This is a genomic window from uncultured Methylovirgula sp. (assembly GCF_947646745.1).
Lineage (GTDB): Bacteria > Pseudomonadota > Alphaproteobacteria > Rhizobiales > Beijerinckiaceae > Methylovirgula.
The window spans coordinates 1-12,509 of the sequence record NZ_CANSHK010000004.1; the positions used below are offsets into that span (position 1 = coordinate 1).

Annotated in this window: 11 protein-coding genes; 2 read left to right on the top strand and 9 right to left on the bottom strand. The window is 63.3% G+C overall.

All coding sequences use genetic code 11. The features are described from left to right. The 4 genes from Q0025_RS01785 to rimP all read right to left on the bottom strand — a co-directional run. Nucleotides 1-389, bottom strand: a 389-nt coding sequence (locus tag Q0025_RS01785; RefSeq protein ID WP_297295398.1) for a translation initiation factor IF-2 associated domain-containing protein, incomplete at its 3' end; no start/stop codon positions are given. A gap of 240 nt (nt 390-629) precedes the next feature. Continuing rightward, nucleotides 630-1,292: an RNA-binding protein gene (locus tag Q0025_RS01790; RefSeq protein WP_297295400.1), complete on the bottom strand. Its 663-nt coding sequence runs from the start codon at nt 1,290-1,292 to the stop codon at nt 630-632. Between the two features lie 10 nt (nt 1,293-1,302). Beyond that, the gene (nusA, locus tag Q0025_RS01795; RefSeq protein WP_297295401.1) at nt 1,303-2,907 is read right to left on the bottom strand and encodes a transcription termination factor NusA; all 1,605 of its coding nucleotides are present in this window, start codon (nt 2,905-2,907) and stop codon (nt 1,303-1,305) included. A 54-nt stretch (nt 2,908-2,961) separates the two neighbouring features. Continuing rightward, nucleotides 2,962-3,651, bottom strand: coding sequence for a ribosome maturation factor RimP (rimP, locus tag Q0025_RS01800; RefSeq protein ID WP_297295403.1), 690 nt, complete (start codon nt 3,649-3,651; stop codon nt 2,962-2,964). Between the two features lie 397 nt (nt 3,652-4,048). Between rimP and Q0025_RS01805 the strand changes: the two genes are divergently transcribed. After that, the gene (locus Q0025_RS01805) at nt 4,049-5,284 is read left to right on the top strand and encodes an argininosuccinate synthase (protein ID WP_297295405.1); all 1,236 of its coding nucleotides are present in this window, start codon (nt 4,049-4,051) and stop codon (nt 5,282-5,284) included. 243 nt (nt 5,285-5,527) lie between these two features. Next, the gene (locus Q0025_RS01810) at nt 5,528-5,836 is read left to right on the top strand and encodes an SWIB/MDM2 domain-containing protein (RefSeq protein WP_297295619.1); all 309 of its coding nucleotides are present in this window, start codon (nt 5,528-5,530) and stop codon (nt 5,834-5,836) included. Between the two features lie 95 nt (nt 5,837-5,931). On the opposite strand, the gene Q0025_RS01815 is transcribed toward Q0025_RS01810, so the two are convergent. The 5 genes from Q0025_RS01815 to acs all read right to left on the bottom strand — a co-directional run bounded on the left by Q0025_RS01815 (nt 5,932) and on the right by acs (nt 12,255). Next, the gene (locus tag Q0025_RS01815; protein ID WP_297295407.1) at nt 5,932-6,561 is read right to left on the bottom strand and encodes a TMEM175 family protein; all 630 of its coding nucleotides are present in this window, start codon (nt 6,559-6,561) and stop codon (nt 5,932-5,934) included. 54 nt (nt 6,562-6,615) lie between these two features. Beyond that, the gene (gene pgi, locus Q0025_RS01820; RefSeq protein WP_297295409.1) at nt 6,616-8,262 is read right to left on the bottom strand and encodes a glucose-6-phosphate isomerase; all 1,647 of its coding nucleotides are present in this window, start codon (nt 8,260-8,262) and stop codon (nt 6,616-6,618) included. A 59-nt stretch (nt 8,263-8,321) separates the two neighbouring features. After that, a complete protein-coding gene (locus Q0025_RS01825; protein ID WP_297295411.1) occupies nt 8,322-9,536 on the bottom strand; it encodes an FAD-dependent oxidoreductase in 1,215 nt (404 codons plus the stop codon). Nucleotides 9,537-9,586: 50 nt separating this feature from the next. Continuing rightward, nucleotides 9,587-10,132, bottom strand: a complete 546-nt coding sequence (locus Q0025_RS01830) for a L,D-transpeptidase (protein ID WP_297295413.1) — start codon at nt 10,130-10,132, stop codon at nt 9,587-9,589. A gap of 170 nt (nt 10,133-10,302) precedes the next feature. After that, nucleotides 10,303-12,255 carry an acetate--CoA ligase gene (gene acs / locus Q0025_RS01835; protein ID WP_297295415.1) on the bottom strand — a complete coding sequence of 651 codons (1,953 nt, stop codon included), beginning with the start codon at nt 12,253-12,255 and terminating at the stop codon, nt 10,303-10,305. Between the last annotated feature and the right edge of the window lie 254 nt (nt 12,256-12,509).

Sequence of the window (12,509 nt, forward strand, 5' to 3'; positions counted from 1 at the left end):
TCCTCCTCGCGTTCGCGGGCACCCGACAAGGCGCGGGCGCGGGCCTCTTGCTCTTCCTCGGTCAGGGTGCGCAGCACGACGCCGCTGCCGCCGCGCGCTGTCTGGCGCTGCGGCTCGGGGCGCGTGCGCTCCGGCTGGGCGGGATGGTGCGGCGTGCGGGCCTGCGCCGGCGGATTGGGTGCAGGTGCTGGCGCGGCAGGAGGCGCCGGCGCATGCGTCTCACCCGGTCCAAGCGCCCGGCGTTTCACCTTTTCGACGACGACCGCCTTGGTGCGGCCGTGCGAAAAGCTCTGCCGCACGATCCCCGATTCCACCGGTCGTTTCAGCGACAAGGTTTTCGACGGGGCGACGGTCAGTGTGCTGTCGCCAGGGTTTTTCGAGTCAGTCATTCGTTCCCAATCCGGGCCAAGGCCCAATCCAAAGCTTAAGCGAGATCATAACCAAAAGCCGGCGCTAAGGCCGGCTCGGCCCCGGTGCCCTGCGGCCGCAAGCGGGGCCTGACAGCGGGGCCTGACATGGCTCGCGTCGTCCGCGAGGCGCCCTGCCGGGCGGCTTTTCATCCGTCTATGTCGTTTTTCCCAAGCCCACCTGCAAGGCAGGATCGGGATGCTATCACGTTTAAGCCGCTGTTACCTCATGCTTGTATCGGCCGGGGCCGAAAATCCGCCCTCGGCCAGCGTCTCTGCGTTTGCGACCGGGGAAAGATAAAGTTCCAGCCGCCGGCATTGCGAAAGGAAGCTCTCGGCCAGCGTGCCGCGCGTGAGCGCAGCATGTACCACATTTGCGCCGCCGAGTGCCAAGCTCAATTGCGCCTCGGTGAAGAGATTAATTTCCGGAACCTCGAGCGCGGCGCGGCGCAAAGCCTGGCGCAACTTGCGGCTGCCGTCGGCGCTGCCGTCGCTCGCGTTGATCAGGGCCGCCATGGTGCCTGCCTGGGCCGCGGCCTCGACCTTGGCGAAGCCCGAGACGCTCAGGCCAGCCTTCTTGGCCAGCGAGAGGGTCTGCAGGCAGTCCCGCTGCATCAGCGCCGCAACTTCGTCCGGCAAAGCCTCCGAAACCTTCACCTCCGCCTTGAAGCCGCGGGCGAAGGCTTTTCGTTTGACCGCCTGGGCGACCGTCTTGGCGTCGGCCGTCACCCAGACGCCGCGGCCCGGCAGCCTGTGCCGCAAATCCGGCACGACGGCGCCGTCGGGTGCCCGGACGAAGCGCAGCAGGCTCTCCGGCGCGCCCTTCGCCCGCGTGACGATGCAGGTTCGCTCGGATTGAAGCTCGGCTTTGCTGTCTCGGCCCAATCCGCCGCTCCTATTCGTGCTCCGCCGGGGCTGCCTCGGCCGCCTCGGCCTCCGGCGCACGCAGCGCCGATTCGTCGATCCAGCCGGCTTTGACGCGCGCCTTCATGATCAGCGTCTCGGCTTCGTCGCGGGACACCTCCATCCCGTCGAAATAGCCGAGATGCTTGACCGTCTCGTTGTCCTTGCGCTCGCTCCAGCCGGCGAGATCGTCGGTCGCGCAACCGGCCAAGTCCTCGACAGTCTTGACGTCGTTCTCGCCGAGCTTCACCAGCATGGCGGTGTTGAGGCCGTCGATTTCGCGCAATTCATCCGCGACGCCGAGTTCCTTGCGCTTGGCTTCGAGCTCGGCTTCGACCTTGGCGAGATGCTCGCGCGCCCGGTTCTGGATCTCCGCCGCCGTGTCGGCGTCGAAGCCCTCGATCGAGGCGAGTTCGGACGGCTCGACAAAGGCCAGTTCTTCCACCGAACGGAAGCCTTCGGAGGCCAGCAATTGGCCGACGACTTCGTCGACATCGAGCGAGTTCATGAAGGTGTTGGTCCGCTCGACGAATTCCTTCTGCCGCCGCTCGGATTCCTCGGCCTCGGTGAGGATATCGATGTCCCAGCCGGTGAGCTGCGAGGCGAGGCGGACGTTCTGGCCGCGCCGGCCGATGGCAAGCGAGAGCTGATCGTCCGGCACCACGACTTCGATGCGCTCGGAATCCTCGTCGAGCACGACCTTGACGACTTCGGCCGGCTGCAAGGCGTTGACGATGAACGTCGCGGCATCGGCCGACCAGGGGATGATGTCGATTTTCTCGCCCTGCAATTCGTTGACGACCGCCTGCACGCGCGAGCCGCGCATACCGACGCAGGCGCCGACCGGATCGATCGAGGAATCGCGCGAGATGACGGCGATCTTGGCGCGCGAACCCGGATCTCGCGCCACCGCCTTCACCTCGATCACGCCGTCATAGATTTCCGGCACTTCCTGGCGGAAGAGCTTGGCCATGAATTGCGGATGCGTACGCGACAGGAAGATCTGCGGGCCGCGCTGCTCGCGCCGCACGTCATAGACATAGGCGCGGACGCGGTCGCCGGGACGGAATTGCTCGCGCGGGATCATCTCGTCGCGGCGGATGGTCGCCTCGCCGCGGCCGAGGTCGATGATGACATTGCCATATTCGACGCGCTTGACGACGCCGTTGACGATCTCGCCGATGCGGTCCTTGAATTCCTGATATTGCCGGTCGCGCTCGGCCTCGCGCACCTTCTGGACGATCACCTGCTTCGCCGATTGCGCGGCGATGCGGCCGAAGTCGAAGGGCGGCAAAGTCTCGGCGATCCAATCGCCAACTTGCGCGGCCGGGTTTTTCTTGCGCGCTTCGGCGACGGTGATCTCCTTGGCGTCGTTCTCGATCTCGTCGACGACTTGCAGGAGGCGCGAGAAGCGCACCTCGCCGGTCTTCGGGTTGATCTCGGCGCGTACTTCCGTCTCCTGCCCATAGCGGGAGCGGGCGGCCTTCTGCATCGCGTCTTCCATCGAGGCCAGCACGATCTGCCGGTCGATCGATTTTTCGCGCGCGACCGCGTCGGCGATCTGCAGAAGTTCGAGCCTGTTGGCGCTGACGGCCATGAATTTTCTCCTTGCAATCCGGCGGCGCTTGCTCGGTGCCGGCGGCGGTTGGCTTTAGGTCTTCTTGGGTTTTGATTTCTTGTTGGCCGGCTTGCCGGCTGGCTTGGCCGCGGGTTCTTTCGGCCGGGCGAAACGGCCGGGGCCGCGCCGCGGCGGCGCCTCCGCATCGGCCGCACCCTGTGCCTCGGCCTGCTTTGCCGCGCGCAAAGCCGCGCGGATCAAAGCGTCCGTCAGGACGAGCTTGGCTTCGGCCATCTCCGCGAGCTTCAGCGAGACGTCCGGATTTTCGTCCGGCTTGGCGTCGGTGCGGCGCAGCCTGATCTGCGTCTCGGTCCCGTCGCCCTCGAGGCCTTCGAGAAGACCGCGAAAGCGTTTGCGGCCGCCGACCGGCGCGAGCATCTCGACTTTTGCCTCGTGCCCCAGCGCGCGCGAAAAATCCGAGGCGCGAACCAGCGGCCGGTCGATGCCGGGCGAGGAGATCTCCAGCCGATAGCCGCCGGGGATCGGGTCCTCGACATCGAGCACCGGCGAGAGCGCCTGGCTCAATGTCTCGCAATCCTCGACCGACATGCTGCCGTCCGGCCGCTCGGCCATGATCTGCACGGTCGCACCGCCCTGGGCCGAGAGTTTCACCCGCACGAGGCGGAAGCCGAAATCGGCCAACACTGGTTCGCTCAGCGCGGCGATGCGCGCGGCAATGCCGGTCTCCGACGTAAAACGCTTTTCGTCCAGCGTAGCGTGCAAGCTCGTCTCTTTGGCTGTGGCGGACGCTTGGTCCGTCCATAAAGCATTGATTTATATTGCTTTCTCAGCGATTCCCGGGCGCCCGGCCGGCGGCAATAAAAAAGAGCGGGTCCGGCGGGCGGCCCACTCTCAAAACCCGATCACCGGACGATGACCGCTATGAGAAATTACGCAGACAGATATACGACCTTTGCGGGATTTTGCAAGCTCGGGATTGCCTGGCGACCGGCTGATTGAACCGCGTTTTCTTTGCACGATCCGACACGATTGCCCAGGCGATTGCCCCAAGCGATTGTCCCAAGCGATCGTCGAATCCTTAATCGAGGGTCGGCCCTTGCGCCGCAAGACCCGCTGTCTATAGTCCCGCCGCTTCAAAACCCTCCGTTTCGAGAAGAAAATGTCCGATCCGAAAAAGATCAAGCGCGTCGTCCTCGCCTATTCCGGCGGCCTTGATACGTCGATCATCCTCAAATGGCTGCAGACGACCTATGGCTGCGAGGTCGTCACCTTCACTGCCGATCTCGGCCAGGGCGAAGAGCTCGAACCGGCGCGGCAGAAGGCGCTGCTGCTCGGCATCAAGCCGGAGCACATTTTCATCGAGGATCTGCGCGAGGAATTCGTCCGCGACTATGTCTTCCCGATGTTTCGCGCCAATGCGCAATATGAAGGGCTCTATCTGCTCGGCACCTCGATCGCGCGGCCGCTGATCGCCAAGAAGCAGATCGAGATCGCCCGCAAGGTCGGCGCTGATGCCGTGGCACATGGCGCAACCGGCAAGGGCAACGACCAGGTCCGCTTCGAACTCGCCTATTATGCGCTCGAGCCCGACATTAAAGTCATCGCGCCCTGGCGCGAATGGAACTTGACCTCGCGCACGGCGCTGCTCAACTTCGCCGAGCAGAACCAGATTCCGATCGCCAAGGACAAGCGCGGCGAAGCACCCTTCTCGGTCGATGCCAACCTCCTGCACGTATCGTCGGAAGGCAAGGTGTTGGAAGACCCGGCGCAGGACGTCCCGGATTATGTCTATTCGCGCACCGTCAATCCCGAGGACGCGCCGGACAAGCCGACGTTCATCGAGATCGAATTCAAGTCGGGCGATCCTGTCGCGATCGACGGCAAGGCGATGTCGCCGGCAACTTTGCTGACGCATCTGAATGCGCTTGGCCGCGCCAATGGCATCGGGCGGCTCGATCTTGTCGAGAACCGTTTCGTCGGGATGAAATCGCGCGGCATGTATGAGACGCCGGGCGGCACGATCCTGCTTGCCGCGCATCGCGGCATCGAACAGATCACGCTCGACCGCGGCGCCGCGCATCTCAAGGATGAGCTGATGCCGAAATATGCCGAGCTCATCTACAACGGTTTCTGGTTTTCGCCGGAGCGCGAGATGTTGCAGGCGTTGATCGACAAGAGCCAAGAGTTCGTCACCGGCACGGTGCGCGTCAAACTCTACAAGGGCTCCGTCGGCGTTGTCGGCCGGTCGAGTCCTTATTCGCTCTACGATCAGGATCTCGTCACGTTCGAGGACGGTGCAGTCGCCTATGATCATCACGACGCCGCAGGCTTCATCAAGCTTAATGCGCTGCGGCTGCGCACCGTCGCCCGGCGCAAAAGCAAAACGGCCAAGTGATTCTCTGACTCTCCCTCGGAGCCCTAAGCTATGCGATTTTGGCATAGCTTAGGGGCGCGAGGGCCTTGAGAGCGCGGGCTCACGCCCTCCGAGCCGGGCGTGTGCAGCGCAAAGAACAAGAATTGCCCTGAATAATTGGCTGAAACCGGCAATTCCCCTTGCGGTCTGGTTGCCTGGGCAGTGATTTTAGGTACTAGGGCAATGAGCCCGCGTGGTTCGCGCGATTCGATTGGAGAGAAAGCGATGCCGAGCGCACCGAAAAAGACTGCGACTAAAGCCAAGGCCCCGGCCCCGAAGAAAAAGACGGCGACCGTCAGCGCCTTCAACAAGCCGTTGACGCCCTCCAAGGAACTCGCTGCGATCGTTGGCGCCGAGCCGCTGCCGCGCACCGATGTGGTCAGCAAGGTTTGGGCTTACATCAAGAAGCACAAGCTGCAGAACCCGAACAACAAGCGCGAGATCATGGCCGACGACAAGCTGCATGCCGTGTTCGGCAAGAAGGCCGTCACCATGTTCGAGATGAACAAATATCTCGCCAAGCATTTGAAATAAGCGCGCGCCGAGTAAGCGCACGAAGACGGCATCGCCTCGCGCAGAGGCAATCCGGTTTCCGGATTGCCTCGTACCTGCGTCTTCGGCAGGGCCGGCTATAGCCGTGACAGAAAGCTTATGCGCGGGGCAAGCGCATAATTGAGCTGCACAAGCAGCATGAAGCCCAGCGCCCAATAGGTATTGATGATGCAAAGCGCAGCGCCGAACGCGTAAAGCGATTGCGCGCCGATGATACGGCGCCTGACGGCTTCATCGATCTCTTGGCTCACATCGGGTTTTCCAAGCCGGGTGCGGAATGCGTACACCCAGGCTACGTAGAGAATGACGCCAAGCAGCAGAATATTCAGCCAATAGGCGATCAGCGCGACGCGATAGGAAATGAACTCCGCCATCAGCGATGTCGAAAAAGGCATGAGCGACACCGCGAACAAAAAGGCGAGATGCAGCCAAGTATAATTGCGGTCGCTACGCTCGAGGTGGTTGAGCTGGGTTTGTTGGCCGACCCAGAAAATGCCGAGCGTGAGGAAGCTCATCAGATAGACAAGCACGCGCGGCGCCAGCGCGACGACCGCCTGCCACAGAGCGGCCTCGCTATGGATGTGCGCCGCCTCAGGGGTGTGCAAATCGAGCACCAGCAGGGTCATCGCCACGGCGAAGACGCCGTCGCTGATGGCCGCGAGCCGCTCGATGCTTTGCCCGGCGATAAGATTGTAGCGATTGAGCACGGCCGGATGTCCCGAATTTCGTCCGCAAGGTTTTGGCCTGTCCGCAACGGGGCTTCAAGGGCCGCGCAGTCCGCGCAGATGCGCGATGAGGCCGGCAGTCGAAGAATCGAGCATCGCCGTCGATGCTTGCGGATCGGCGACAAGCGGCGCGAGCCGCAGCGCCAATTCCTTGCCGAGCTCGACGCCCCACTGGTCGAACGGATCGATATTCCAAATGACCGACTGGACGAACACCTTATGCTCATAGAGGGCGATAAGGCGGCCGAGCGTGCGCGGCGTGAGGCTCTTATAAAGCAGCGTGCTCGACGGCCGGTTTCCGGAAAAGACTTTGTGCGGCGCCAGCGCCGCGATGGCGTCGCCGGCAAGGCCCTGCGCCGTCAGTTTCGCTTCGACCTCCGCCAAGCTGCGCCCCCTCATCAATGCCTCGCTTTGCGCCAGGCAATTCGCGACGAGGAGATGATGCTGTTTCGGATCGCCCGCGATGGACGTGGCGGCGAGGAGGAAATCGACCGGCACGATGGCCGTGCCCTGGTGGAAGAGCTGGAAGAAAGCGTGCTGCGCATTCGTGCCCGGCTCGCCGAAGATGATCGGCCCGGTCTCAATGTCGAGCGGCGCGCCGGCAAGATCGACGGACTTGCCGTTCGATTCCATCTCAAGTTGCTGCAGATAGGCAGGAAAGCGCGCCAGGCGTTGATCGTAGGGGATGACCGCCTGCGCTGCATAATCCCAGAAATCGCGATACCAGATCTCGATCAGCGCCATCAGTACCGGAATGTTTGCCGCGAGCGGCGCCGCGAGGAAGTGCTTGTCGATGTCTTCGCCGCCGCGCAGGAAATCCTCGAAGTTTTGCGTGCCGATGCCGATGGCGAGCGACAAGCCGATCGACGACCAGAGCGAATAGCGTCCTCCGACCCAGTCCCAAAACAGGAAGCGGCGATCGTCGCGAATGCCGAAGCTGGCGACCTCCTGAGCGGCGGTCGAGACGGCGCAGAACTGCGCGCTAACCGCGGTCTCGCCGAGCGCGTCGATCACGGCTTGCCGCGCCGCGCGCGCATTGGTCATCGTCTCCAGCGTGGTGAAGGTTTTCGAGCTGACGACGAAAAGCGTGCGCGCAAGATCGATCCGTTGCAGCGTGTCGGCGAGATCGGCGCCATCGACATTGGCGACGAAATTGAGATCAAGATGCGAAGATACGAAAGGCGACAGCGCCCGCGCCGCCATGGCCGGGCCGAGATCCGAGCCGCCGATGCCGATGTTGACGATATGAGCGAAGCGTTCTCCGGACGCGCTTTTCAATGCGCCGCCCCGTACCGCCTCGGCAAAAGCCAGCATTTTGCGGCGTTCGGCCAACACCTGCGGCATCACATCGATGCCGTCGGCAAACATGGGTGTGCCGCTCATATTGCGCAAAGCCATATGCAAGGCCGGACGGCGTTCGGTTTTGTTGACGATGGCGCCGGCAAAGAGCGCGTCGCGCCGCGCTTCGAGCCTTGCCGCGCCGGCAAGGTCGAGCAACAGTTTGAGTGTCGTCCGCTCGATGCGATGCTTGGAAAAATCGAACAGCAGATCGTCGAGTACGACGTGAAAATCGGTGAACCGGCGCGGGTCGTGCGCGAACAGGTCGGCGATCGTCATGTCGCCAATATCGCCATGATGCGCTTCGAGCGCATAAAGCGCCTCGGACAAGTCGGGAGAATCCATGGAAGATCGATCCGCTGGAAAACTGATTGGCTGATTTATCATGCAGCCGAACGAATTGCCTAAATGCGAATGCGTTCAGGCCGATAGCCGAGACCGACGAAACGCGCCGGCCAGCGCCGCAGCCAGGGAAAAAGCTTCAGCAGACGCAGAGGCCAGGGCGGCGTCAGCGGCGCGTCTGTGTGGCCAAGGACATTGGAGATGACCCGTTTCTGGACGAGGACCTGGAAGGCCTGGACAAGCTTGACGGCCGGCTCGCGCCGCTTTTGCACGGTCGCGAGCAGCGCGTCGCTCGGCGTCTCGCCGCGCGCGAGCACCGGGGCCAGGATGTTGGCTGCGGCGATCGCATCCTGGATCGCGAGATTGATGCCGACGCCCCCGACCGGCGACATGGCATGGGCGCTATCGCCGATGCAAAGGAGGCCGGGCTTGTGCCAGAGCGGCAATCGATCGACGGTCACCGTCAGCGGACTGACATTGTCCCAGCTCTGCAGCGCATCGACGCGGTCGGCGACGAAGGGTGCAAGACTGGCCACGTTGTCGCGCAGCACTGCGACGTCCGTCGCGCGGAGCGCCGCAAAGCCATCCTTGGGGATGACATAGCCGCATTGCCAATAATCGCCGCGGTTGATCATGACCAGGAATTTTCCCGGCGCCATGCGCCCGAAAAGCTCGGAGGGATCGCTGTCGCGCCGCTTGAGCCTGAACCAGAGCACATCCATCGGCGCGCCGATATCCTGCGGCTGGAAGCCGGCTTTGGCGCGGACGGTGGAATGGCGTCCATCGGCGCCGATCGTCAGTGCTGCCCTGATTTCAAGCGGCCCCTGCGGGGTTTGCGCCGTGACGCCGCCGACCTTGCCCTGTGCTTCGATCAGGCCTTCGACATCGGCCTGCATGATGAGCCGGAAATTCGGATATTTGGCCGCTTCGCCGGCGACGAAATTGAGAAAATCCCATTGCGGCATCAGGGCGATGAATTTGGCCCGCGTCGGCAGATGCGAGAAATCCGCGATCGGGAAGCTTTCGGTGCCGAATTGCGCGGAAAGCTGCGTCGCCTCCTGGTGCGGCAGCGCCAGGAATTGATCGTAAAGGCCGAGGTCGTCCATTGCCTGGAGCGTCGAGGGATGGATCGTGTCGCCGCGGAAATCGCGCAGGAAGTCGGCGTGCTTTTCGAGCACGATGGTGCCGACCCCGGCGCGGGCAAAGAGCAGGCCCGCCATCATGCCGGCGGGGCCGCCGCCGGCAATCACGCAACTCGTTTCGATCGTGTCCGTCATGCTGCCTCTCCCGCCCTCATCATAGGGCAGGAGCGCCGCGGCGGACAGGCTTAGGGCACGGCCAGAACCGGCGTGCCGATGCTCACCCGCTGGTAAAGATCCTCGACGTCCTCGTTATACATGCGGATGCAGCCATAGGAGGCGGCGGTGCCGATCGAGCGGCGCATGTGCCGTGTCGTCCCGTGGATCGCGACCTGGTAGCGCGAAAGCGTGATGGCGGCCGCGCCCATCGGATTGTGCGGCGAGCCGCCGGGGATGAATTTCGGCAATTCCGGATGGTCATGCGCGACGATATCTGGCGGCGACCAGTCGGGCGCCAGATATTTGCCCTCGACCGAGGCCGAGCCGAGCCAGGCCATGCCGCGCTTGCCGACGGCGATCGGATAGCGGATGGCGCGGCCGTCCCCTTCGGTGAAATAGAGCGCGCGCTGGTGCTGGCTGATGATGATTTCGCCGGCCGGATAGGCGGCCGAGAAAGGCACGTCGTGCCAAGCGGCACGTGCCGGCGCGGTCGCGCCGCATAGGCCGACTGTCAAAGCGAAAGCGAAAGCGAATGCGGCCGGCGCGGCGCCAGCCCTTTGACTCAAGGTGCTCATTACGCCCCTACGCGAACAAACTCGTCCACTGCGACCATAGCAAAGGTCGCGATGGCTTGAAGCGATTTCGGGGGGCAGCGTTAAAATCGCCTTGAGATGTGGCGCGATGGCCGCACGCGGGGTGCAGAAATCCCCTCTCCCGCGCGGGCGGGAGAGGGATTTGCTTAACCTTACATCGGATGTTTCTTGCGTTCGCGGATCAGGTCCTCGACCACGGCCGGGTCGGCCAGCGTCGAAGTATCACCCAGTGCATGGAACTCGTTCTCGGCGATCTTGCGCAGAATGCGCCGCATGATCTTGCCGGACCGGGTTTTCGGCAGGCCGGGCGCGAACTGGATAATGTCGGGCGAGGCGATCGGGCCGATCTCCTGCCGCACCCAGGCGACGAGATCCTTGCGCAGCTTTTCGCTCGGCTCATGGCCGTTGATCAGCGTGACATAGGCGAAAATGCCCTGGCCCTTGATGTCATGCGGGAAGCCGACGACGGCGGCTTCGGCAACGTGCATATGGGCGACGAGCGCGCTTTCGACCTCCGCCGTGCCCATGCGGTGGCCGGAGACATTGATCACATCATCGACGCGGCCGGTGATCCAATAATCGCCGTCCGCATCGCGACGCGCTCCGTCGCCGGTGAAATATTTGCCCGGGAAGGACGAAAAATAAGTCTGCACGAAGCGGTCGTGATCGCCATAGATCGTGCGCATCTGGCCGGGCCAGGAATCGGCGATGACCAAAATGCCCTCGGCCGCGCCCTCAAGCACTGCGCCGCTGCCGTCGACAATCTCAGGCCTGATACCGAAGAAGGGTTTGGTGGCGGAGCCGGGCTTGAGCGCATTCACGCCCGGCAGCGGCGTGATCATATGGCCGCCGGTCTCGGTCTGCCACCAGGTGTCGATGATCGGACAGCGACGCTCGCCGACGACGTTGTAATACCATTCCCAGGCTTCGGGGTTGATCGGTTCGCCGACCGTGGCGAGCAGGCGTAGCGAGGCGCGGCTCGTCTTCTTCACCGGTTCGTCGCCGGCGCCCATCAGCGAGCGGATGGCGGTCGGCGCGGTGTAGAAGATGTTCACCTTATGCTTGTCGACCACCTCCCAGAAGCGGGCGATCGACGGATAGGTCGGCACGCCTTCGAACATCAGCGTCGTCGCGCCGTTGGCCAGCGGCCCGTAGAGAATGTAGCTGTGGCCGGTCACCCAGCCGATGTCGGCCGTGCACCAATAGATATCGCCGTCGTGATAATCGAAGACATATTGATGTGTCATCGCGGCGTAGAGGAGATAGCCGGCGCTCGTATGCACGACGCCCTTGGGCGTGCCGGTCGAGCCCGACGTATAGAGGATGAAGAGCGGGTCCTCCGCGCCGACCGGGGTGACGGGGCACTCGGCCGATACCGTCTCCATCGCTTCATGCAGCCAGGTATCGCGGCCCGCTTCCCAATGGATCGTGCCGCCGGTGTGTTTGACGACGATCACGTCGTTCACGACGAAGGAGAGTTTCTCGAGGGCCGCATCGACATTGGCTTTGAGCGGCACTTTCTTGCCGCCGCGCAGGCCTTCGTCGGCGGTGATCAGCACTTTGGAGCCGCAATCGCGAACGCGGCCGGCGAGCGAATCCGGCGAGAATCCGCCGAAGACCACCGAATGGACGGCGCCGATCCGCGCGCAGGCCAGCATCGCATAGGCAGCCTCGGGGATCATCGGCAGATAGATCGTGACCGTGTCGCCCTTCTGGACGCCATGCGCCTTCAAGACATTGGCGAAACGGCAGACGCGCTCGTGCAATTGCCGGTAGGTGATGTGCTGCGAGCGGGCGGGATCGTCACCCTCCCAGATAATGGCGACCTGGTCGCCGCGCTTTTCGAGATGCCGGTCGATGCAATTGAGGGCGACGTTGGTGACGCCGTCCTCGAACCATTTGATGAAAACTTCGCCCGGGCCGAACGCGGTGTTCTTCACCCTGTTGAAGGGTTTGATCCAGTCGAGGCGGCGGCGGGCCGCATCGCCCCAGAAGCCGTCGGGATCGGTGATGGAGCGTTGGTAAAGCTCTTTGTATTTGGCCGCGTCGATGTAGGCGCGGCGAGCCCATTCCGCGCTCACCGGATAGACATGAGACTCAGACATACTTCCTCCCAGTGACTTTTTATGTGGCGGCCGCCAACGTCTTAATGGTGCATGGTCCTATCGGAAAAGCCTGCGGCTTTTCCGGAACATGCGCCAAGCGGGCCGCGCCGTCACTTCGCTTTGGCAATCGGTTTGGCGCAATTTTCCGGTTCGGCCGGACTAACGTCCCGCGCTGATTATGCGCCAGCGGCAGGCCTCGAACAAGGCAGCCGAATGGGGGAGGCGGACCGGCTTGCCTTTCAGGCCGCAAGATC